The organism is Planktothrix agardhii, from assembly GCF_904830935.1.
GTDB classification, from domain to species: Bacteria; Cyanobacteriota; Cyanobacteriia; order Cyanobacteriales; family Microcoleaceae; genus Planktothrix; species Planktothrix agardhii.
Map to the genome: position 1 here is coordinate 226240 of NZ_LR882952.1, position 23808 is coordinate 250047.

Genomic DNA, 23808 nt, shown 5'->3' on the forward strand with positions numbered 1-23808 from the left:
ACTATTGCTTTTTGTGTTTCGAGAGGTGGAAGACTAACCTTAACAGGACTTACGCAGGCACACTATATATAGTGTGCAGTAAGCCAGCGAACGCTGCCAATTGTTCAAGTATTTGCGCCAGCAATATAAAATTTAGACACAAAAATTATGCTGATTGACAGATATTTAACAGTCAATATTTATGCTAAACTGATTAAGTTAATTTGGGGTGAAAAATATGTCGTTTAGCCAACTAGATTACTGCCAATATCTATTGAGCAGCCCAAACAATTATACCTTAAATAACTTAGCCAAACACTTAGAAAATGTTAGCCATGATACCATAAATCGTTACTTAACCAAAGAAAATTTCACCTCGGAATCTTTGTGGCAAAATGTCAAAAAAGATATCCAAATCAGTGAAAATAGTGCGATCATTTTTGATGATACAGTATTGGATAAAAGGTTCGGGGAAGAAATTGAATTAGTCCGTCGTCAATATAGCGGAACAGAACATCGTGTACTGTCAGGTATTGGGCTGGTTAACTGTGTTTATGTTAATCCAGAACTGGGTTTATTTTGGGTAATTGATTATCGCATATATGATCCAGAATATGATAATAAAACCAAACTAGATCATGTAGCTGATATGTTGAATAATCTGGTGACAGAAAAACAACTACCCTTCGCAAAAGTCCTTATGGATAGCTGGTATGGGTCACAAAAACTAATGGCAATGATTGAAGAATTAGGAAAAATTTATTATTGCCCATTGAAAAAGAATCGTTTAGTAGATGACACAGGAGGAAAAGAAAAATACCAATCAATTGAAAAGTTAAACTGGTCTAATACTGAAGAAAAATCAGGGAAGTTAATCAAAATCAAAAATTTCCCTAAATCTCATAAAGTCAAGCTATTTCGGGTTATTGTTTCTACCAACAGAACGGAATATGTAGCAACTAATGACTTAACTCAAGCATCCACATTGGATACGAAAAAAACCTGTGCTATTCGCTGGAAAATAGAGGAGTTTCACCGAGAAATTAAGCAGTTAACTGGGATTGAATCTTGCCAGTGTCGTAAAGCTAGTATTCAAAGAAATCATATTGCTTGTGCCCTTTTAGTTTGGAATCAATTGAAAAGATTAGCTCATCTGACAAAGAAAACAGTCTATTAGTTAAAAGCTGAATCTTTGTCCAGTTATTTAATCAAAGAACTGAATTGTCCTTCGATAAAAATGGAACTTGTTTGATTCTTTTGGGTTTATTTTTAAATGAATAATCAGGACTTTTTAGGGTGATTGCTATTATCATTGGTATGCGATCGCCTACTTTTAGTACGCTATATATAGCGTGCTTGCGTAAGTCCTGAGTATGTACAAACAGTGCGGGGCTAGTTTTTGTTTTTAGAGGAATGGCTTAATTTCGGGAAATCAAGACTTAAAAGTTTCAAAATTAAGATCCCCTCAGTTTTCAATAATCCCAAACATAAGTTGTTGCCATTCAGGTAAATCCGTCAAAAAACAAATATCCAAATTCAAGTGATTTTGAACTGAAAACTTTTTGAACTGCTCTACCCAGTCTGAAATAGTTTCTACCCTGTAGTAGGGAGTATATTCCAAAGACCCATCCAGAAATCGAGCCATTTCCCCATATAAACCCCTATCATAGTGATACCAAGCCAACCATACCAACGTATGATAACGCACCCGATGCTCCATACCTCGAATCTGCTCCGGTAAATCCCGATGAGCAAAAAACTTGTCCAGCACCTTCACCACACATTCAGCTTGAGTTTTGGTGTTTCTAGTCGTGTTCCCCCCATACCTGCGATAACCCACCGCCACCCGTCGCCACCAAGCCGCTTCAAACCCCATCAACGCTAAACGCAACACCAAATCAACATCATGGGATTGGCGCAACTCCCCATCAAACCCCGCCACCTGTTCTAACCAGTGTTGACGAATCATCATGCCACTGGTTTTAATAGGTTTATACATTAACCAACTTTCCAAATCCAAATCAGGAACATCACGCCAAGGTTCCACATCAATAATTTTCTTACCCCCTCCATCCACAATTCGCCAACCTGTATGTACACTTCCCAAACTAGGCTGTTGCTCAAAACAATTAACTTGTTCTGCTAACTTTTCTGGTAAAAGCCAAAAATCATCCGCATCTAAAAAAGCAATAAATTCACCCTTAGCCTGTTTAATCCCTAAATTACGAGCGACAGCCGAACCTTGATTCTGTTGATAAAAATATCTAATTTTATGTTTGTAAGCTTCTAAAACTTGACAAGTTTGATCCGTTGAACCATCATCAATAACAATAATTTCATAATCTTGATAAGTCTGCATTAAAACACTATCAATCGCTTCGGGAAGAAAGCGATCGCAATTATAAGTCGGAATAATTACACTAACTCTAGGCATTAAAATTGCTGTTAATTAATCCGGTTTAAATTATTTTTGGGATACCAATTATCCTCTAATAATTGTTCAAAATTTTCTGATAAATGCGATCGCCCCAAAAGATAACCCCCCCCTGACCAAAGTTGAATTGAACTCAGTTAATAAATATTAACAAATTTCTCACCAAAAAACGAGCGGAAGCCCCTAGCTTTAGCTATGGGGAGGTAAGCGGTGGTGGCTTTAGCCACCGTCAAGATTAAATTCTCTAATAAGTCTTTTGAGTGCAGCAGACATACTGCACCCCCACAAACTAGCAATCTTGGTTAACTTTTCAGACTCTAGCTCATCTAGGTACGCGGGGACAGGATGTTTTTTTGTTGCCATGACATTATGCACATAGTATTAATACTATGTTATTTTAGTGTCAGGAGGTAACAAAATGTTTGGATGTCAGCAAAATCTCATTAGTCCCGACACAGAACTCAAAGCAATCCTAGAGTTTTTGTGTGGAGAGTCTTCAAAATTAACTAATTGTGGGATCTATTATTCTCGTCAAATATATTTCAAAGAGGGGAGAATACCCAATAGGGCAGAATTGCATAAAGTGTTAGGGACAGAAAATCAGAACCTACACTACCAAGCTTTCTATTCAGATACCGCACAACAAATTCTAACTAGCGTGTCCGAATCCTTTAAATCCTATATCGGTTTACTAAAAGGAGTCGCAAAGGGTACTGTAACCCAAAAACCTAGACTACCTGGCTACAGAAAAGGAGGACTATCTTTGGTGACTTTTACGGGTCGCTCTGTCAAACTTAAAGACAATCAACTAAGATTCCCTTTGGGTGGCAAGGTAAAAGCATGGTTTGGGATAGATTCTTTTTACTTGCCAATGCCCTCGAATTTAGATTTTAAGGACATTCGAGAATATCGAATCTTGCCTAGAAACGGATGCTTTTATTTAGAGCTTGTCTATAAGTCTCAAAATATCCAATCTAATGTCAATCCATTAAATGCTTTGATGATAGATCATGGCATGGATAATTGGTTAACCTGCGTTTCTAATGTGAGGACAAGCTTTATCGTTGATGGAAGACACTTAAAATCTATTAATCAATGGTATAACAAGCAAGTTGCATTATTGACAAAGGATACGCCCAATGGTTATTGGACTAAAAGGCTTCAGTCTCTAACAGAGAATCGTAATCGCACAATGCGAGACGCTATAAATAAAGCCGCCAGAAAAGTAATCAATCATTGCCTTGACAACCAAATTGGGACTATCGTATTTGGGTGGAACAAGGGCATGAAGGATGGCGCAAATATGGGAGCTAAAACCAATCAAAAGTTTGTTCAAATCCCAACCTCAAGGTTAAAGGATAGAATTGCTCAACTGTGTGAACAGCATGGAATTAGATTCGTCGAAACCGAAGAATCTTATACCTCCAAGGCAAGTTTTTTAGACTTGGATCTACTACCTAAATTCGGCGAAAAACCTGAAGGGTGGCAACCAAGTGGAAAACGAGTCAAGAGAGGCTTATATCGAACTGCTGATAATTGGTTGATCAACGCAGATTGCAATGGTGCGGCCAATATTGGGCGAAAAGTAGCGACAATACTAGGACTTGATCTTAGTGGAGTCAGTAGAGGGGAATTGACAGCCCCTTTGAGAGTCCCTTTGTGGGCTTAGTCAAGAATCCCCCGCATTTATGCGTGGGGAGTGTCAAGGATCTCGGTTGACCGGGACTGACCCCTTCCTAGAGACAGATAATTAAGGGTTGAAGGGCCAAAATCGCCAACTTTTGTAATTTTTGATATAAAATCAAATTTATGTGAAGATTTGTTTAGAATAACCGACATCCATTTAGAGAGGAGAAAATACAGTGGCTTTTGAACTTCCCGCCCTACCCTTTGCCGACGATGCTTTAGAATCTAGCAAAATGTCGGCCAAGACCTTTTCCTTCCATCATGGTAAGCACCACGCGGCTTATGTTACGAACCTGAATAAACTGATTGATGGGACAGGACTAGCGGATAAATCCCTAGAGGAAATTATCAAGGCAACCGCCAATGACCCGAATAAAGCTGGAATTTTCAACAATGCGGCTCAAGTCTGGAATCATACTTTCTTCTGGAATAGTCTGAAAGCTGGTGGCGGTGGCCAACCCACAGGCGCTTTAGCCGAAAAAATTAATGCCGACTTTGGTAGCTTTGACAAATTTATCGAAGAATTCAAAGCCGCCGCGACTACTCAATTTGGTAGTGGTTGGGCTTGGTTAGTATTAAATAATGGCACTCTGAAAGTTACCAAAACCGCTAATGCAGGAACTCCTATTGTGGATGGATTAACTCCTTTATTAACTTTAGATGTTTGGGAACACGCCTATTATTTAGACTTCCAAAATGCCAGACCTGCTTACATTGAAAACTTCCTAAATCAATTAGTGAACTGGGATTTTGTGGCTGAAAACTTCGCTGCTGCATAATTGAGCATTCTTTCTGAAATAGATTGAACCACAAGCAAGACAGTCATTCTATTTTTAGAACTGTCTTGCTTTTTTTATCATCCCAATTAATTCAATATATTCAAGAGTTAGCCCAACTGCATCAAGAATTAATGAATTTGGGGGAGTGGTGGTTGGGAATAGAAAATGAGGTTTTTGGTTAAAATTGATTCCTCATCATTTTTTAGGGTCTAATGCTTCCAGTTCACCCCCAAACGTTTGAGATAATCCCAACCCCTTTGGGGCCAAACATGAGGACGTCCCGTTTTTTCAGCAATCCATTCCGCCACCTTCGGGCCAGACCAAGATCCACCATCCGGTGCTGGCCCCTTTAACGCCTGCATCAGTTCATGTTGTTGACCTAAAGTGAGTAAAGATTTCGCTATCGGGGGTTGGCGCTCCCGGCTACGATTCTTAATAGAACTGGGCCCCTCGCGGTTATAGCGCCGGATAATTTCCTTGGCATAGTCGTAATTTAACCCCACCACTTCAGCCGATTGTTTAATTGTCCAATCCCCTGCCACAAGGCAAAGCAAATGCCATCGACGAGCCTCTGTCGTGTCTCGTGCTTGACGATAGCGAGCTTTCAGGTCATCGGGCGTTAGATACGGTTCAATGTGTGCTTTAGGTGGCATTCCTCCGATTCAGCATCAGGAAATTTGGTTAGTCTATCTGATCGTTTTAAGGGTTTTCCGGATCAATGCCAGAATTTCTAAGAATTACGAATTACGAATTACGAATAGGTAATGGGTAATGGGTGATACTCAACGAGCGAGGACGCTCCCCCTACCTCCCCTGCCTCCCCTGCCCCCCCTGCTCCCCCTGCTCCCTCCCCTACCTCCCCTGCCTCCCCCTACCTCCCCTGCCTCCCCCTACCTCCCCTACCTCCCCTGCCTCCCCTGCCTCCCCTGCTCCCCCTGCTCCCCCCGCTCCCCCTGCTCCCCTACTCCCCCTACTCCCCCTCCTGGTGTTAAACTCTGATATGGGTATTTTAAGAATATGAGGAATAACAGAGTATGGCATCCATCCGTAAGTTGCACCGACAACTGATCAAAAAAGAACGCTCCGCCGTTGAGATCACCCAGGAAGCGCTGGATCGGATTGCACAACTTGAACCCCAACTAAAGAGTTTCCTCTATGTGACGGCGGATAGAGCCTTAGAACAGGCCCGTCAAGTAGATGCCAAAATTTCCAGAGGAGAAGAAATAGGTCTGTTAGCAGGAATTCCCATCGCCATTAAGGACAATATGTGTACCGAGGGAATTCGGACTACCTGCGGTTCCAAAATTTTAGAGAATTTTATCCCGCCCTACGAATCTACCGTCACCCAGAAACTCGCTGCGGCTGGCGCGGTGATGGTCGGAAAAACCAACATGGATGAATTTGCCATGGGGAGTTCCACGGAAAACTCTGCCTATCAGGTGACAGCCAATCCCTGGGATTTACAACGGGTTCCGGGGGGTTCATCGGGGGGGTCTGCTGCGGCCGTAGCAGCCGGAGAAGCGGTGGTTTCCCTGGGTTCAGATACGGGGGGTTCGATTCGTCAGCCCGCGTCATTCTGTGGGGTGGTGGGATTTAAACCCACCTATGGTTTAGTTTCTCGTTACGGCTTAGTCGCCTATGCCTCTTCTTTAGATCAAATTGGGCCCTTTGGACGCTCTGTAGAAGATGTCGCTATTTTATTACAAGCGATCGCCGGACACGACCCTAAAGATGCCACCAGTTTAAACCTACCTATTCCCGATTATGTTTCCGGGCTATTACCTTCATTGAGAGCCAGAAGTGGGATTAAAATTGGAGTAATTAAAGAAACCTTTGGGGAAGGATTAGATCCCATTGTAGAAAAAACTGTCACCAAAGCTATTAGTGTTTTACAGGAATCCGGTGCAGAAATTCAAGTGGTTTCTTGTCCTCGATTTCGCTATGGTTTACCGACTTATTATGTAATTGCCCCTTCGGAGGCTTCGGCTAATTTAGCCCGTTATGATGGGGTGAAATATGGTTTCCGTTATCCCGATGCCGATAATTTAATTGAAATGTATCAGAAAACCCGGGCGCAAGGGTTTGGGGCGGAAGTCAAACGCCGGATTATGATGGGAACCTATGTATTATCGGCGGGATATTATGACGCCTATTATTTGAAAGCCCAAAAGGTGAGAACTTTAATTAAGGAAGATTTTGATCGGGCGTTTAGTCAAGTGGAAATTTTAGTTTGTCCGACCGCACCTTCAACGGCTTTTAAAGCGGGTGAAAAAACGGCTGACCCATTAAGTATGTATTTATCGGATTTAATGACAATTCCTGTGAATTTAGCGGGTTTACCAGGTATTAGTGTTCCCTGTGGTTTTGATGATCAAGGCTTACCCATTGGGATGCAATTAATTGGGAAACCGTTAGGGGAATCTCGGTTATTAGAAGTTGCTAATACCTATGAAAAAGCGACGGATTGGCATAATTATAAACCTCAAGGAATCTAATCTGTAAATATTAGGGTGGGCTTTGCTCACCTCTTTAATCCTTCTGTAATTTTTCTAACCATTATGTCCTATAAAGTTAATGTTTCCATAGAAAAAACGGATTCAGGATATTTAGCCTATTGTCCAGAACTCTCTGAACAAACCTTTCAAGGAGATTCACTGGATTTAATTTTTTCTGAATTAAAAACTGTTATTCAAGCCGATTATCAACATCTAGTTGCTTCTGAAACTAAAAGAAAACCGATTTGGGAAATTGCTCAGGATTTAACTCAAGATATAACTGAGGATGAACTTAAACTTTTTCCTGTTGATGGTGCAGAACAGCATAATCATTATATTTATGGAACTCCCAAAGAAAATCTATGAGGGTAATATTTGCAGATACCTTTTACTGGATTGCTTTAATTAATCCTCAAGATCAGTGGTATCCCAAAGTGATAAAAGTTAGTCAGTTTCTGGGAACGATGAAACTGGTAACAACGGATGAAGTTTTAACTGAACTCCTAACTTTTTATGCTAACTCAGGAATTCAGCAACGACAACGAACAGTTAATTTTGTCAAAAATATTATAAACGATCCAGATATTCAAGTGATAGAGCAAACCCATCAATTTTTTTTATCAGGTTTTTCTTTGTATGAACAACGTATGGATAAAGGCTATAGTTTAACGGACTGTATTTCAATGCAAACGATGTGTAACTTAGAAATTCAGGAAGTATTAACCCATGACAAACATTTTACTCAAGAAGGTTTTACAATCTTATTACAATAATTCTTAATTATTAATTTCCAAACTGTAGGGTTGGCTTTGCTCACCTTATTTTTAATCCCATTTAGAATGGTATTGCGGTTATTGCGATCGCTTAGAAAAAGAACAGAACGCGAGGACGGTTTCTTGAGTTATCTACAATGTTTCCTTATAACTAATTTCAGTTAACCAATTTTGCAGAATATTAACTAAATTATTTTGCATCGGAAACCCTCTTAAATCAGGTTCAATCTGCTGATCGGTAATAAAAGCAATATGAAACTTACCCAACAGTTGACGGCAAACATTAATTAATTCTGGATAGGGTTCGATATTATAGATAATAAAGACTAAAGTTAATATGTTGAGTTGTCTTTTAAACTTGGGGAATAAGCGTTTTAATTCCGGTGCATTTTTAACAGGTGGAATATCATCATCGGGAAAAATAGCTTCATAAATTTTGTTACAGAGTTCCTGCGCGATCGCACTTTCATCGGTTAAATTTTCTAAACTATATTTACCATCAATTAGAATCGGATAAACTTGATCAGTCGGTTGCAGTTGTTTGAGGATTTCAGTTAGATCATTATAGGAGGTTTCTAGTTGTTCTTTTGTTGTATCTGATTCATGCCATGCTTGATAAAATTCGGGGTAACTCATGTGTTGAGCGCAATGCCATAAGAGGTTATCAATTTCATGAGAGTTCTTATAATCCTTGATCATGACTTGATTTGAAAGGTAGTTTCTATAACTATGAATAATTTTTTTTGCATTCTCACGGGTTATCATTCTCTGCAAATACAAACAAATAATTGTTAATTTTTTTGAACTGTCTTTTGCAAAAGTCAATTCTAATAATTTATTAAACAGTATGTTTTTCGCTTCTTTTATTTTAGATAAGTGATAAGCCAAGGTTAATATTTCTTCTTCAGTTAAATCATTAAAATGTATATTTCCAATTGTTGAATTTACTAAATCATGATTAGGAATAAGAAGCGATAAATTATAAATTAATTTAACTTTAACTTGAATATTAGAATTATCGGTTGATTCTATCTTATTTTCCAACGCTCTAATTGCATCATCTTCTTTTATTTCTAATTTACCTAAAATGTTACTAGCTAAAATACACAGGGTCTTATCTTTACTATCTAACATTTCTACTAATGTCTGAGAAGCTTTCTGATTCTCTCGATCAATCTGTTTTAATCCCTCGGCTACTGTAAGAAGAGTATAATCATTAAATTTAGATTTACTCTCCAGCATTTTCTCAAAACGAGCTATAATGATAGGATGATTACCCATTCTCGCTAAACTTTTAATAATTTCTTGAATAACTGTTCGATCAGAACATTGATAAATTAATTCAAACAATTCATAAATAATATTTGTTTGCTGATGAGGATTGTTTTTACAAATTTCTTCTAAAGCATCTAATGCTATTTTCCTGTTTTTTTCAAAGCCTTGCATTATAGGTAATTCTAAATACACAAATTCTAATTCTAAATACTCGTTCTCTTCAAAATTATATTCTGATTGTTGTAGAATTTTTGCTGACCTATCCCTTAAAGCAATTTCCTCTAAAGTTGGTGTAATGATATTAAGAAGCTCAGGAACTAAAATAGAATGATTAGGCTGAAGCTTTGCTAAAGCCTGAAGAGAATTAATTTTAGAATTACAATCATCATTTTGATTAATAATATCAATTAATACATTTACAATATTATCGTCCGATTCACAATGGATCTCACTGATAGCTTTTAAGGCTTCATTGTTGCAACGTTTGGATAATTCTATTAAAATTCTAATTGCCTTGAAATTATTGAAATCAATTATCCCTAAAGTTCTTGCCGCTTCAATTAGAGTATTTTGGTACTTACAATATTGAACTCCATCTTCTTCTATTAGATGATTTTTTTCATCCTCAATTAATTTTTTTAACTCATCTATAAAGTTACTAATTTCTTTAATAGCTGCATTATTGCCATTTCCCATTAAAGCAATTAGTTTTAATAATTCACAACATTTATATTTATATTGTTTATTCTTTCTAAGTAACTTAGTTAATTTATCAATGATATAAGGTTGATTACCAAAGCAAATTTTTTGGAAAGTAGAAAAAAATCTTCTACTTAAGAGATAGGATGAAGTCTGTTCGCTAATTTCCAATAGCCTAAAAATAGCTAGGTTATTGTTTGTTTCTAATAAAATTTTTCTGGATTCTCCTTTGATAGACTCTAGTATCTGTGTGTTATTATTCATGAATGCCCAGTTTACAACTTGAGTAACAATTTCCTTCCCTTTAGAAAAGTTATGAAATTCAGCCATCCCATTAGCAGCTAAAAAATATGTTTTATACCAATAAAATCCATTACACCCATCCTCAAAATAAACTAACGATTCAATAAACTTTTCCTTTTCATTATCATCAACATTCTTACGTCCTAACCAAAATAATATAACTTGTTTCCATTGAGGTTGAAAAATACGGTATATTCCCAATTTAGGATTATGAGGGACATGATTCAAAAACTCTTTACGCCAATCATCAATAACTAATGCTGCAAAATATTCTTGAAAGGTAGGATGATAGAAAGCATAAACCTCTTCATCTGTTTTTTCTTCTCGCTCAACTAAAGTTAACCAACCCAGATCCCAAGCTAGTTTAAATAGCTTATCGTCCATTTCAGTTTTAATTAAACTTAATGGTAAACGATATCTATAATTACTATCTAATCCGGCGATCGCTAATTTTCCTAATCCTTGATGCAGTTCATCTTGTAACTGAGATTGAGTTCCCCAATCTATTCCCGTTATAGCAGGTTTCCATTCATAAAAATAACGAACAAACTGCTCATAGAGTCCTGCTTTCGTTTCCGGTAACTCAGCATTTTTATCTTTATAAAAGATTTGGCACAATAACGCTAAACGTAGCGGGTTAGTGACTAACTGACGAATGCGATCACGTTGGGGTTCTTTGAGTTTTGCTTGTAACTCTTTTCCTCTAATTTCATCCTTTGCTTGTTCAAACCAACCTTGAATAAACTGATCAATTTGTTCGGGTTTAAACTCCTGGGTTTTATAGGTTTTAAACCTCGTTAAAGGATTATTAACGTAAGTATCCCAAACATTAGTTCTACAAGTTAATACAACCCTAATTTTTACGAAATTACTAAGCTCCGTTTGAATTTCTGGTAAAGAAAGTTTTCCTTCATCTGCACCATCTAATAATAACCAAACTCCGCCTTGATTTAATCGGTTTTGAAAGGTTTTTTCTAATGATTCTGGATCAAATTCAGGATAAGAAAGAGCGATCGCTTTGGGTAGCCATTCTTTCAATATATAAGTTTTCAGGGGTCTACCTTGTAAATTCGCTAAGGGAATACAAATTAATAAATTCTGGGTATTATCTTTAATATAAGTCGCAATTCGATCTAATAACGTTGTTTTTCCGGCTCCAGGTTCTCCAATAATGGCAATATGTTGATCCTGATCTTTCGGTTTTTGCCCAATAATATCGTCTAAAAACTCCTGATGTTTATAAATTTGAGTAATGGCTTCTTGCTCTAATTGATGGATCTGTTCTGTCTCTATAATTCCACTTTGAGTAATGGCTTCTTGCTCTAATTGATGGATCTGTTCTGTCTCTATAATTCCACTCCGACGCTGTTGTTGTTTACGTTCTACCAGTCCCAAAGGTACATAAACTTTAACCTCAAAACCCATTTCTGTTGCTTTGCGTCTGATTTGTTGTTGCTTCTGTTGGTATTGCCACATAGATGAGCAAATTTCCCACCAATTAAGCGAATGAAGATCAATCTTGCTTTGTGGCTGTCTTAAGTTTTTAGTTGGCAACCAATCATCAATAAAATCTTTAGGGTTTAGATCAAGAACCTTAGCTATTTTTTCAATAGGATTTTTTCCAATTCCTACACCCCAGTGCGGATTAAATAATCTTTTTACTTGATCATCTGCGTTTAATCCTGCTGCTTCTGCCAGCAACTCATAGGTTTCAGCGATGGTTTCACCGATATAACCTTTTTCTCGTCGTTTTACTTCTAACAGTGCTAACCCTTCTCGACTAGCCAGAAACCCCCTGCGTCTTGTGCGTTTTTCTGCCATTACTTAGATCCTGCTGCATTAGTCCTTTTTAATACTATAGCTAACTTAACCCAGAATGAGGAGTGCGGATAAGTGCTGTTAAGAATCGTTTAACAGCATGGCTTAACTGCATTTATTATCCCTGGTTAACAGCATTTGAAGTTGATACTCTCAAATTATCGAGTTCAAACAGTATCAACACGGAGTACAAACTTATGACCGCTTATTACCAACTCAGCCTTTTTCCCAACGAACCCCCAACACCTGTTGAACTTTTCAATAAAAAACGACAACCCAAACCCCAGACAATGATTATCGAAAATTGCTGTACGACTCAACGCGCAACAGAACTTTTAGACGTTTCCCCAACAACCCTTTATCGAGCAAGAAAAGCAGGTCAACCTTATCAAAAAGGCGGTTGGGTTGCAGAATCTATTGGTGATAATGCTTGGAAAGTTGTGTTTAATGCGGATTAAGTTTTGATGGTGGGTGCGCTGCGCTTACCAACCCTACAAATAGGAATTTTTGGAGGAAATAACGAATGAGTTACGCTTACAATTCAGAAGAATTTGATTTTAATTTAGAGGGTGATTTTATCCATGATTTTGAAAATGGAGAGATTATTAATGAATTAGAAATGATCGTGATGGAAATTGTAGAAATGATTTTAGGCGATTGCTTTCGCTATTGTCCACAGGTTCCATTAAGGGTAATTTGTTCCCATTCTGTGGGATGGCTAATGATTTTAGGCGATTGCTTTCGCTATTGTCCACAGGTTCCATTAGGGGTAATTTGTTCCCATTCTGTGGGATGGCTACCGAATGAGATTTGGAAATTTTGGGTGAATTCCAGAGTCGATATTGCCTTAATGGAACGGGGATTTAAAGCCAGTCGTAAAGCAAAATTAGCCATTGAGTGTCAATCTTATTATCATGATAGTTTAGAAGCCCAGGTGCGCGATCGCAAAAAAGCAAAACTCTTAGAAAAGGTGGGAGTTCCCTTAATTTATGTGCGTTCGGTTGAAACTGATAGAAGGTTTTATCGGTTTTATACCCCAGATGAAAATACAGAAGTTTTTTATAATATTATTAATCAGGAGGGACGAACGGAATTAGAAACCTTTTTAACTGCCATTGTTACCCTTTAATATTACCATCGGGATTAAAAGCATAAATTAACCCCCTTTCTATTATATAGAAGGAGGGTTAAGGATTTGAGCGCGAATTGACGATCCTATTTAATCCAACCTGCACTTAAAATAACAGTAATTCCCATAAAAATAATTGCCAACATCCAAGTAATCCGATTTAAGGTAGTTTCGGCACTTTTGGCGCTAGTAAATAATTGAGCTTGTCCACCAATACCCCCAATTCCGTCTCCTTTAGGACTATGGAGTAAGACCAGAATAATAATCCCTACAGCCGATAAAGACCAAACCGCTTGTAATACTTGAGTAACCATGTTAAGAAGTTGATAATTTGAACAGAAAAATTAAACCTTCAAACCTTTGATTATAACCTATTTTTCAAGGAATTAATTTAAAGTTTTACCCGCATCGGAGTCCGATTTTCCCGAACTTCATAGGCGGCGGATTCAATCATAGAAACACCCGTCATTTCCGGGGGTTGAGGAATACCCAAAATCTGCAAAATCGTAGGCGCGATATCCGCTAAACAGCCATCTGTCCGTAAAGGAATATCGGTTCCGTGACCTGGGATTTTGCGTTTTTCCCCTTCTACTAGAATAAAGGGAACGGGGTTAGTTGTGTGGGCTGTCCAGGGATTTCCTTCCGCGTCGCACATATATTCGGCGTTACCATGATCGGCAATAATAATCGCCGTCCCCCCAGCTTGACTAATACCTTGTAACAATATCCCTAAACAGTGATCAACGGTTTCAACGGCTTTTACTGCCGCACCCATCATCCCCGTATGTCCGACCATATCAGGATTAGCGTAATTAATTACAATTAGGGAGTAAATGCCCTTTTCAATACCTTCAATTGCCACATCTGTTACAGCTTCGGCCGACATTTCCGGTTGTAAATTGTATGTAGCAACGGAGGGACTGGGAATTAATTCTCGGTCTTCCCCCGGATAGGGTTGTTCCAAACCGCCATTAAAAAAATAGGTGACATGGGCATATTTTTCGGTTTCCGCCGTGCGTAATTGTTTTAACCCGTGTTCGGCGATAACTTGTCCGAGAATATTATTTAGATTTTGGGGTTCAAAAGCTACTAATACGGGAAAATGAGAGTCATATTGAGTTAAAGTTACAAAGCTCAGGGGCTGAATATAGGAACGTTCAAAATCCTTAAAATTAGCATCAATAAACACCTGAGTTAACTCCCTTGCCCGGTCAGGACGGAAGTTAAAGAAAATCACCCCATCCCCGGCTTCCACCGACCCAGGCGCGATTCTACAGGGCACCACAAACTCATCGTTTATGCCTTCAGAATAGGAAGATAACATCACATCGGCGGCGGATAATCCATTACCTTCGCCATCGGTAATTATGACATCATAAGCTTGTTTAACTCGATCCCATCGTTTGTCTCGATCCATGGCATAATAACGGCCACTAATTGTTACAATTCGACCGATACCAATAGCATCAATTTGTTCTTGAAGTTGCTTAATATATTTAATTCCATCTTTAGGATTAGTGTCTCGACCATCCATAATGGCATGAACACAAACATCTCTAATATTTTTAGCTTTTGCTAAGTTTAAAAGTCCGTATAAATGATCTAAATGGGAGTGAACACCACCATCAGAACATAAACCCATCAAGTGTAACTTGCCGTTTTTATCTAAAACATCTTGACAGACTTTTAACAATGCCGGGTTATTTTGAATTGTGCCATCTTCAACCGCATCGGAAATTCTAACTAATTCTTGGGGAACAACGCGCCCCGCACCAATATTCAAATGACCCACTTCTGAATTTCCCATTTGCCCCACGGGTAAGCCCACGGCTTTCCCAGAGGTGCGAATTAAAGTTCGGGGGTAAGCCATCCATAGACTATCCATCACCGGGGTATTGGCAACGGCTATGGCATTTCCGTCGGCTTGTTCACGATAACCCCATCCGTCCAAGATAATCAGTACAACCGGAGATACAGATTTTGGTGCCATACTTAAGTTACCTTTTCCTGCTTGTGGTGATTTCTGGCTAGATTATACCTTATGGGGGAAGTCTATTAATCACCAGAACTTGACAATGCCACCTATAAAACTTAAAATTCAGCCTTTAAAAGCTGATACAAAATCTAAATTTTTAGGGCGTTTAATGAAATTTGCGATCGGTCTCCTCCGCTTCCTTAAACCTTATTTACGATGGATAGTCCTAGGAGGAACATTATTTTTCTTGGCGGCAAATTTTAGAAAGCATTGGCAAGAAATTTCAGAAATTGATATTAGTTCAACGGGATGGCTCTATCTCGGATTAGCTCTGATTATTACCCTTTGCGCCCATATTTGGTCAGCCTTTGTCTGGTTAATTATTGTTAAAGAGTTTAAGCAAATAATTAGACCCCGTTGGGGATTACAGCTTTATTTAATTACTAATCTTGCGAAATATTTACCGGGGAATATTTGGCACTTTTATGGGCGAATTATGGCGATGAAAGACTATGGTATTGCCCTAGAAGCGGCAGCATTAAGTGTATTACTCGAACCCTTAATCATGGCATTCGCAGCATTAGGACTGGCATTAATCAGCTATCATAGTTCCTATTTGGTCATACAAATTCTAGGTTTAATTGCTTTAGGAATTGGGATCCATCCTCGGATTTTAAACCCAATTCTGAAATATTTAGAAACCTCAAAATTTAAAAAACAACTGTCTGATTTTCCCCAGGAAGCCTCCTGTCAATTAGATCATTATCCCCTCAAACCCCTATTCGGAGGAGCAAGTTTCGTTTTATTAAGATGGTCGGGTTTTATGTTGACTTTACTCGCCCTAACTCCCCTAACTTTTGAGCAAATTCCGATATTATTAGGAGCCTATAGTTTTGCTTGGTTATTGGGGTTATTAATTCCGGGCGCACCCGGAGGGTTAGGGGTGTTTGAAGCCACTATTTTAGCTCTATTGAGTCAACAATTTTCCCCTGCTATTTTATTGGGTGCGATCGCATTTTACCGTTTAGTCAGTATTCTCGCTGAAACCCTGGGTGCATTATTAGCCAAATTAGATCAAAGATTTTTAGATAATTCTAATTGATAAGATTTAACTAATAAGTCAATTCCCGTAATCGCTGTACCAACAACTACAGCATGGGCTCCTAAATCTAAGGCTTTTCTAGCCATTTCCGGTGAAGAAATTCCCCCTTCACAAATTACAGGAACTTGCAATTGTTTAACCATTTGGGATAATAAATCAAAACCCGGAGGAGATTGATTTTGGGTGGCTTTTGTATAACCATATAAGGTTGTTCCTACACAGTCTGCACCCGCTTCTACGGCTTCTATAGCTGCTTCTAAACTATCCACATCCGCCATCACCAATTTGCCTAATTCTTGATGGATTTTAGCAATTAAATTCTTAACGGTTTCTCCTTGGGGACGTTCTCGCAAAGTCGCATCAATCGCAATTATATCAGCCCCGGAGTTAGCGATCGCAATGGCATCTTCAAATCGTGGCGTAATATACACATCAAACCCTGGAATTTGTTGTTTCCATAACCCAATAATAGGCTGAGAAACCCATTTACGCACGGCTTCAACATGGGCTGGGGTATCTATTCTCACCCCTAATGCTCCTTGGTTAACGGCGGCTTTAGCCATGGCTGCAATGACAATGGGATCATGTAGGGGAGAATCAATTGGCGCTTGACAGGAGACAATTAATCCGTGAGTTAAGAGGGAAAAAAGATTAGATTTCATGAAGGATTTTTGAGGTAAACACAAAGGCACTAAGGCACAAAGAATATTAAACTTTGAGCCATCAAAAATTAATTATTTTGAATTAAAACGGTCTATTTCTTGTTGAAATATTTCTTTAAAAATTTGGGTAGCTTGAGGTTGAATAATTTGGGAGAATAGTTGGATTGATTCTTGGAGTAATTGAGGCATAACAGTAATGGTTTTTTTGCCTGTGGGTGTTTGATAAAAGTCAATCATAGTTTGTAAATCTTTTTCTGTAAAGAATTTATCATACAGGGGATAATAAACTTTTTCCAGAATTTGGTTAAAATCAAGTTTTTCCATTAATCTTTGATTATATTGGGTGAGAATGCGACTCATATCTTGGTTAATTTGATTAATCATTTGTTGCTTTTTTTCTGAGGAAATTCCCGAATTTTCTGGGACAATAGATTCTAAAATCCCAGTAAATTCTTGTTGAAGTTGGGCGGTCGTAATTTGGCTAACCTGTCTAAATAGTTTTTCTCCTCCGGTGAGTTCTATTAATTCTCTGATCAGTTGACGTTTACTTTCAGAAACAGATGGTTGAGATAATTCTAATTCAGGTTTGGGAGTAGATTCTGCTTTGACAGGTGTGGGGAAAATTACCCCTAAAGATAAAATAGTTCCCAGTAATAAAATTCGCTTTAAGAACATAAAAAACTCTCCTGATTTTTGAGATTATATTACCAAAAATGCGATAGTGTTGGTGCCTGCGCGGGAATAGCCACATCCTACGGATTTTAACCAAAGATTGAAATATATGATATAATCCAAGATTCGTTGTGTAATCTTTATACAGAATTTGATTAGAATGGCAACACAGCCAACTATTGCGATCTCTCATCTCGGTTGCGAAAAAAATCGCATTGATGCCGAACACATCTTGGGCTTATTGGTAGAGGCAGGTTATCAGGTTGATTCTAACGAAGAATTAGCGGATTACGTTATTGTCAATACCTGTAGTTTTATTGAAGCCGCCAGGGAAGAATCGGTTCGCACCCTGGTAGAATTAGCCGATGCCAAAAAAAAAATTGTGATTACCGGGTGCATGGCCCAGCACTTCCAAGAACAACTGTTAGACGAACTCCCCGAAGCCGTTGCCGTTGTGGGAACCGGAGATTATCATAAAATTGTCGATGTGATCAGACGGGTGGAACAGGGAGAACGAGTTAAAGAAGTTTCCGCCGAACCCACCTATATCGCCGATGAAACCGTCCCCCGTTATCGTACCACTAGCGAGGGAGTTGCCTATCTGCGGGTAGCAGAGGGTTGTGACTATCGTTGCGCTTTTTGTATCATTCCCCACTTGCGCGGAAACCAACGATCACGTACTATAGAATCAATTGTTACTGAAGCCCAGCAATTAGCCGAGCAAGGGGTTCAGGAAATAATTCTCATTTCTCAGATTACGACCAACTACGGACTGGATCTCTACGGTGAACCCAAACTGGCAGAATTATTAAGGGCATTAGGAAAAGTTGATATTCCCTGGATACGGATGCACTATGCGTATCCAACGGGGTTAACCCCAAAAGTAATTGCAGCAATGCAAGACACCCCCAACGTTTTACCCTATTTAGATTTACCGCTACAACATTCACACCCCGATGTGTTACGGGCAATGAACCGTCCTTGGCAGGGACGAGTCAACGATCAGATTATCGAAACGCTGAAAACCGCTATACCAGATGCGGTGCTTCGTACCACATTTATTGTTGGTTTCCCAGGAGAAACTGAGGAACATTTTGAACACCTGCGGGAATTTGTGCAACGCCACGAGTTTGATCACGTTGGCGTGTTTACCTTTTCTCCCGAAGAAGGAACCCCTGCTTATAAATTGCCGAATCAACTGCCTCAAGGGATAATGGATGCCCGTCGGGATGCCTTAATGGAGATACAGCAACCCATTTCCTTGAAGCAAAATCAAAAATCCATCGCCCAGGCGGTGGATGTTCTGATTGAACAACAAAATCCCCAAACCGGAGAATTGATCGGTCGTTCTTCCCGTTTCGCCCCAGAAGTAGATGGCTTAATCTATATTGAAGGCGATGCTCGTTTGGGTTCAATGGTGAAAGTCCAAATCACCGATGCTGATGTTTATGATCTCTATGGTTACGTCTTAGAATAAAACGTTAGCCCTTAAAAGCTTACAGGTAAGCCATTTCACCGAAATCGCCGCAAATTTTAAGAAATTTGTTGTTATATTTCTGAATGTTAAGCGTTATCCTAGAGAGAGATGGTCTATAAAGAGTCTGATTGACTAAACAACCTCAATGGTTGTGACAAAAAGTGAGTTCAGGAACTTTGAAGACCTTGGAATGTAAATAAGGTTCCAAGATGCCCAAGAGACAGCGTAACTCAACGTTTGTAGAGAGCTGCGTCAAGCGTTATAGCAAAACTAATAAACCTCTGCATTGTAGTAAAAGTGTCTCAAATGAATAGGGCAAGGTCAGGAACCGGGCAAAAAAACATAGATAGGAGAATGAATGAGTCCATCTTTTGCAAGCTTAGGAATTTCCGAAGAACGTGCTAGTTATCTGGAAACAATAGGCTTTAGCGAGCCAACCACCATTCAAGTCGAAGCAATTCCCCATATTTTGTCTGGACGGGACGTGGTGGGACTGGCTCAAACCGGGACGGGCAAAACAGCCGCCTTTTCATTGCCCATTCTGGAGCAACTGGATACAAGTGCAAAGGGCGTACAAGCGTTAATCCTGACCCCAACTCGGGAGTTAGCCATGCAGGTTAAAGAAGCGATTCGGAAAATGACCGATGATCGCAGCTTGTATATTTTAACCGTTTATGGCGGTCAGTCGATTGAACGACAAATCCAACGGTTACAACAGGGCGTGCAGATTGTTGTTGGCACACCTGGACGGATTTTAGATTTACTCAACCGGGGGAATCTGAAATTTGACCGGATTAAGTGGTTAGTGTTGGATGAAGCCGATGAAATGTTAAGCATGGGCTTTATTCAGGATGTAGAAAAAATTCTGGAATCCGTTGCTGAAGATCGGCAAACGGCGTTTTTCTCGGCTACGATGGAGCCTTCGATTTGGAAACTGGTGAAGAAATTCCTCAAAAATCCAGTCACCATTAAAGCTGAAAACCCCAAAGCTACCCCCAAACGCATTGAACAGCGTGCTTATATGGCTCCCCGTGGGTGGTCAAAAGCCCGGGCGTTGCAACCGATTTTAGAATTAGAAGATCCAGAATCAGCGATTATTTTTGTCCGCACCAAACAAGCTGCTGCGGAGTTAACCACTTTCCTGCAAGCCGCAGGTCACAGTGTTGACGAATATCATGGAAATTTGAACCAAACCCAACGAGAACGGCTGTTGCAACGATTCCGTCGCCGTCAGGTGCGTTGGATCGTGGCCACGGATATCGCTGCCCGGGGCTTAGATGTGGATCATCTCAGTCACGTGATTAACTACGATTTACCAGATAACGCGGAGAGTTATGTTCACCGGATTGGTCGTACAGGTCGCGCCGGACGCGAAGGAATTGCGATTACCCTGATTCAACCGATTGATCGCCGGAAACTGCGGTTAATTGAGCGCCATTTGAATCATAACTTTACGGTGTTGTCAGTTCCTAAGCGATCGCAAATTGAAGGCCGTTATATTGAACGACTTCAAGGACGAGTGCAGGAAGCCTTAACGGGTGAACGAGTTGCCTCTTTCTTACCGATTGTGGCCCAATTGAGTGAGGAATACGATCCCCAGGCGATCGCCGCGGCGGCTTTACAACTGGCCTACGATCAAACTCGCCCCAGTTGGTTAGATTCCGAATTCCCGGCTGAGGAAGAAGAAATGCCACTCCCGTCTTCTAAACCGAAATTAAATCGTCGGGTGGTTCCTCGTCCTTCGGTGTCCCAGGGCGTTGAATAGGATTCAACGAATGACGGTTTCTACCGATTAAAATAGATACACCAGATGCAATTGATCGTGTCTGGTGGATTTTTTTTTAGTAGGGAACAGGGAACACCGGAACAGCCCCCCAAACCCCCCGTGCACGGGGGCTAGGGGGGAGGGAACACCAGAACACGGAAGGCAAACTCTTTCTATTACCAATTACCAATTACCAATTACCAATTACCAATTACCAATTACCAATTACCAATTACCAATTACCAATTACCAATTACCTAATTAGTAGACCCATGCAGACTAATTCTCAGGACTCTCATCTTAACTCCCTCAGACAATGGGCAAATTTAATGGCGATTATCGCCGCATTTGGAATTAATGTATTAGCGAACTTAGCTCCCTTTAATGGTTTAACTATTGGAGAAATTTCTAATACAGTTTTTAGAGATGTTAAAATTATTCCGGCTAATTATGCCTTTGCTATCTGGGGCTTAATTTATCTAGGATTATTCGGTTTTGCCCTATATCAATTTTTACCTCAAAACCAGGAAAATCCGCGATTAGAGAAGTTAGGTTTTGCCTTGGTTTTAGCCAGTATTGCCCAAATAATTTGGGTATTTTTATTTCAATATCAGATGTTTTTTTTGTCCCTGGGGGCAATGATAGCCATTTTAAATTCTTTAATTGTGGCTTATTTAAGATTAAATATTGGTAGGGTTAAAGTCTCTAAACAAGAACGCTGGTATGTTGATCTTCCGATTAGTATTTATTTAGGTTGGATTAGTGTCGCAACCATTGTGAATGTCGCTTTAGTCTTGGAAAATTGGCAATGGAAAGGCGGGGGAATTTCACCGGAATTATGGACAGCAATTTTATTAGTAATTGCTGGAACTGTAGCGTCTATTTTAATTATTGAACGGAATGAAATTGCCTATCCTTTTGTGATTATGTGGGCACTTTGTGCGATCGCAGTTCGCCAAACTACCCAACCTTTAATTTTAGTCACAGCGATCGCCGTATCTCTATCTTTAGGATTATTTGGATTAAGTTTAACTATTTTACGACGAAGGATTTAAGCAGATTAACACAGATTAAAATCCGTGAAATTCTCTTAAATCCGCGATCCCCATTACCCATTCGTAATTCGTAATTACCCAATTCAATCTTTTCGGGCGATGAGGAAATAGGTGAACATTTCGCCTTTGCCTTTAATTTCAATGATGCCGCGCTCCTCAAAAATGTATTTATCTTTTAAACGTTGGTAGGTAGTTTCTGTTACTTGAATTTTGCCTGCGACGCCATGGGACTCCATGCGGTTAGCGGTATTTACCGTATCTCCCCAAAGGTCATAGGTAAACTTCTTGGTACCAATAACTCCCGCTTCTACCGCCCCGATATTAATTCCGGTTCGCATTTGTACAGGTTCATTGCCTTCGAGACGAAATTGACCGATAATGCTTTGCATATCTAAGGCCATATTAGCGATCGCTTCTGCATGGTCAGGACGGGGAGTAGGGAGTCCCCCAACTACCATATAAGCATCTCCGATAGTTTTAATTTTTTCTAAGCCATATTTTTCCGCTAATTCGTCAAAAGCCGAAAAAATTTCGTTGAGAACTTCCACTAATTGAGCCGGGGATAAATTAGCGGATAATTTAGTAAAATTAACAATATCTGAAAATAAAACCGTGACATCGGCGAAACTATCGGCAATGGTGCTTTCTCCCTGTTTTAGGCGTTGGGCGATCGCTTCGGGTAAAATATTTAATAATAATCGTTCCGATTTTTCCTGTTCTTCAGCTAACTTTTTTAAATAGGCTTGTTCTTGATCCCGTAAGCGTTTTTTTTCTAAACAGGCATTAATTCTAGCTTTTAATAAAACCGGATTAAAGGGTTTAGATAAATAATCTTCGGCCCCTAATTCAATACAACGAACAATACTATCAATATCATTAACCGCCGAAATCATCACCACGGGAATATGACGCAGGGCGGGATCAGCTTTCAAAGTTTCCAAGACTTGATAGCCATTCATTTGAGGCATCATAATATCCAGTAACACCAAGTCCAGGGACATTGATGCCATCATTTCCAGGGCTTCAAAGCCATTAGAAACCACAGTCACGCCGTAACCTTGGCGCTGGAGTCTTTTAGCCAGGAGGTCACGGTTAACCTCATTATCATCAACAATTAGTACGCGATCGGGTTGAGCTTCCATCTCTTATTCGTGGCTCCTACTGTCGTTTTGGGATAGTAACAACAAGTACCAGGCCCCCAGCTAAGGTTTTCATTAAATCAGTTGCTCAGATAAAAATTGAGATCGCTTTCAGCAGATTCTACAATATTTCCGTAAGAGTTAAGAGTAGAGATTTATAGTTTCTCTTGGCTGATAACTGTTGACTGTTGACTGTTTACTGATAACTGATTAGGGTGCGGTGGCTTTCTTTAAACAGACTTCTATTTTGTCCAATAGACGGGAAAATTCTACGGGTTTTGTATCGTAATCATTGCACCCGGCGGCCAAACATTTTTCCCGATCGCCCGCCATAGCATGGGCCGTTAACGCAATTACGGGAATGGCTTTGGTTTTTGGATCGGCTTTAATTTGTCGGGTAGCTTCCCATCCATCCATCACGGGTAAACTCATATCCATCAGGATCAGATCGGGCATTTTTGAATGGGCCAGTTCCACACCCTCAGCCCCATCCACGGCAATAAATACCTCATATCCCTTGCGGAATAGGCGTCGTTTGAGCATATCCCGATTCATTTCATTATCTTCAACTAATAAAATCTTTACCATGAT

The 23808-nt window shown here is 39.6% G+C and carries 20 protein-coding genes and 1 pseudogene; 12 read left to right on the forward strand and 9 right to left on the reverse strand.

From position 1 onward, the window contains the following. Positions 1-217 precede the first annotated feature (217 nt). A pseudogene (locus NMG88_RS01055) lies at positions 218-1231 on the forward strand (IS701-like element ISPlag1 family transposase). Positions 1232-1444: 213 nt separating this feature from the next. Here NMG88_RS01055 and NMG88_RS01060 read toward each other — a convergent pair. Continuing rightward, positions 1445-2413 (reverse strand): glycosyltransferase family 2 protein, encoded by a 969-nt coding sequence (locus tag NMG88_RS01060; RefSeq protein ID WP_254035024.1) that lies wholly within the window; start codon positions 2411-2413, stop codon positions 1445-1447. 418 nt (positions 2414-2831) lie between these two features. Between NMG88_RS01060 and NMG88_RS01065 the strand changes: the two genes are divergently transcribed. After that, on the forward strand, positions 2832-4082 hold the full coding sequence (locus NMG88_RS01065) for an RNA-guided endonuclease InsQ/TnpB family protein (protein WP_254035025.1): 1251 nt from the start codon (positions 2832-2834) through the stop codon (positions 4080-4082). A gap of 193 nt (positions 4083-4275) precedes the next feature. Continuing rightward, the gene (locus NMG88_RS01070) at positions 4276-4878 is read left to right on the forward strand and encodes a superoxide dismutase (RefSeq protein ID WP_026793716.1); all 603 of its coding nucleotides are present in this window, start codon (positions 4276-4278) and stop codon (positions 4876-4878) included. 209 nt (positions 4879-5087) lie between these two features. Here the strand turns inward: NMG88_RS01070 and NMG88_RS01075 are convergent, their stop codons facing one another. After that, positions 5088-5531, reverse strand: coding sequence for a helix-turn-helix domain-containing protein (locus tag NMG88_RS01075; protein ID WP_026787115.1), 444 nt, complete (start codon positions 5529-5531; stop codon positions 5088-5090). Positions 5532-5912: 381 nt separating this feature from the next. Between NMG88_RS01075 and gatA the strand changes: the two genes are divergently transcribed. From gatA to NMG88_RS01090, 3 genes are all read left to right on the forward strand, one after another. Then, on the forward strand, positions 5913-7373 hold the full coding sequence (gatA, locus tag NMG88_RS01080; RefSeq protein WP_042151002.1) for an Asp-tRNA(Asn)/Glu-tRNA(Gln) amidotransferase subunit GatA: 1461 nt from the start codon (positions 5913-5915) through the stop codon (positions 7371-7373). 63 nt (positions 7374-7436) lie between these two features. Beyond that, positions 7437-7739: a type II toxin-antitoxin system HicB family antitoxin gene (locus tag NMG88_RS01085; RefSeq protein WP_052369315.1), complete on the forward strand. Its 303-nt coding sequence runs from the start codon at positions 7437-7439 to the stop codon at positions 7737-7739. After that, positions 7736-8146, forward strand: coding sequence for a type II toxin-antitoxin system VapC family toxin (locus tag NMG88_RS01090; RefSeq protein ID WP_042151005.1), 411 nt, complete (start codon positions 7736-7738; stop codon positions 8144-8146). The genes NMG88_RS01085 and NMG88_RS01090 overlap by 4 nt, the downstream gene beginning before the upstream one ends. Positions 8147-8278: 132 nt before the next feature. Here NMG88_RS01090 and NMG88_RS01095 read toward each other — a convergent pair whose 3' ends face one another. After that, the gene (locus NMG88_RS01095; protein ID WP_254035026.1) at positions 8279-12244 is read right to left on the reverse strand and encodes an NACHT C-terminal alpha/beta 1 domain-containing protein; all 3966 of its coding nucleotides are present in this window, start codon (positions 12242-12244) and stop codon (positions 8279-8281) included. Between the two features lie 194 nt (positions 12245-12438). Between NMG88_RS01095 and NMG88_RS01100 the strand changes: the two genes are divergently transcribed. After that, positions 12439-12699, forward strand: coding sequence for a helix-turn-helix domain-containing protein (locus tag NMG88_RS01100; protein WP_254035027.1), 261 nt, complete (start codon positions 12439-12441; stop codon positions 12697-12699). Positions 12700-12764: 65 nt separating this feature from the next. Then, positions 12765-13370, forward strand: a complete 606-nt coding sequence (locus tag NMG88_RS01105; protein WP_235758383.1) for a PDDEXK family nuclease — start codon at positions 12765-12767, stop codon at positions 13368-13370. A gap of 86 nt (positions 13371-13456) precedes the next feature. On the opposite strand, the gene secG is transcribed toward NMG88_RS01105, so the two are convergent. Together secG and gpmI are read right to left on the reverse strand one after the other, a co-directional pair. Then, positions 13457-13684, reverse strand: coding sequence for a preprotein translocase subunit SecG (gene secG / locus NMG88_RS01110; RefSeq protein ID WP_026787120.1), 228 nt, complete (start codon positions 13682-13684; stop codon positions 13457-13459). 77 nt (positions 13685-13761) lie between these two features. After that, positions 13762-15360, reverse strand: coding sequence for a 2,3-bisphosphoglycerate-independent phosphoglycerate mutase (gene gpmI / locus NMG88_RS01115; RefSeq protein ID WP_254032164.1), 1599 nt, complete (start codon positions 15358-15360; stop codon positions 13762-13764). 85 nt (positions 15361-15445) lie between these two features. Between gpmI and NMG88_RS01120 the strand changes: the two genes are divergently transcribed. Next, positions 15446-16447, forward strand: a complete 1002-nt coding sequence (locus NMG88_RS01120) for a lysylphosphatidylglycerol synthase transmembrane domain-containing protein (protein WP_310995358.1) — start codon at positions 15446-15448, stop codon at positions 16445-16447. On the opposite strand, the gene NMG88_RS01125 is transcribed toward NMG88_RS01120, so the two are convergent. Together NMG88_RS01125 and NMG88_RS01130 are read right to left on the reverse strand one after the other, a co-directional pair. Next, positions 16420-17109 (reverse strand): N-acetylmannosamine-6-phosphate 2-epimerase, encoded by a 690-nt coding sequence (locus NMG88_RS01125; protein WP_254035028.1) that lies wholly within the window; start codon positions 17107-17109, stop codon positions 16420-16422. The two genes, NMG88_RS01120 and NMG88_RS01125, sit on opposite strands and share 28 nt — an antisense overlap. 72 nt (positions 17110-17181) lie before the next feature. Continuing rightward, entirely contained in the window at positions 17182-17784 is a 603-nt protein-coding gene (locus NMG88_RS01130; protein ID WP_026793707.1) for a DUF2059 domain-containing protein, read from the reverse strand. A 157-nt stretch (positions 17785-17941) separates the two neighbouring features. On the opposite strand from NMG88_RS01130, the gene rimO reads away from it, so the two are divergent. From rimO to NMG88_RS01145, 3 genes are all read left to right on the forward strand, one after another. After that, complete coding sequence (gene rimO / locus NMG88_RS01135) at positions 17942-19258, forward strand: 30S ribosomal protein S12 methylthiotransferase RimO (RefSeq protein WP_254035029.1); 1317 nt, start codon at positions 17942-17944, stop codon at positions 19256-19258. A 358-nt stretch (positions 19259-19616) separates the two neighbouring features. Further along, complete coding sequence (locus NMG88_RS01140) at positions 19617-21023, forward strand: DEAD/DEAH box helicase (protein WP_042151026.1); 1407 nt, start codon at positions 19617-19619, stop codon at positions 21021-21023. A 272-nt stretch (positions 21024-21295) separates the two neighbouring features. After that, entirely contained in the window at positions 21296-22078 is a 783-nt protein-coding gene (locus NMG88_RS01145; protein WP_042151029.1) for a hypothetical protein, read from the forward strand. Between the two features lie 83 nt (positions 22079-22161). Here the strand turns inward: NMG88_RS01145 and NMG88_RS01150 are convergent, their stop codons facing one another. Both NMG88_RS01150 and NMG88_RS01155 read right to left on the reverse strand, forming a co-directional pair. Next, complete coding sequence (locus NMG88_RS01150) at positions 22162-23220, reverse strand: adenylate/guanylate cyclase domain-containing protein (protein WP_042151034.1); 1059 nt, start codon at positions 23218-23220, stop codon at positions 22162-22164. Positions 23221-23427: 207 nt separating this feature from the next. Beyond that, a complete protein-coding gene (locus NMG88_RS01155) occupies positions 23428-23805 on the reverse strand; it encodes a response regulator (RefSeq protein ID WP_042151037.1) in 378 nt (125 codons plus the stop codon). Between the last annotated feature and the right edge of the window lie 3 nt (positions 23806-23808).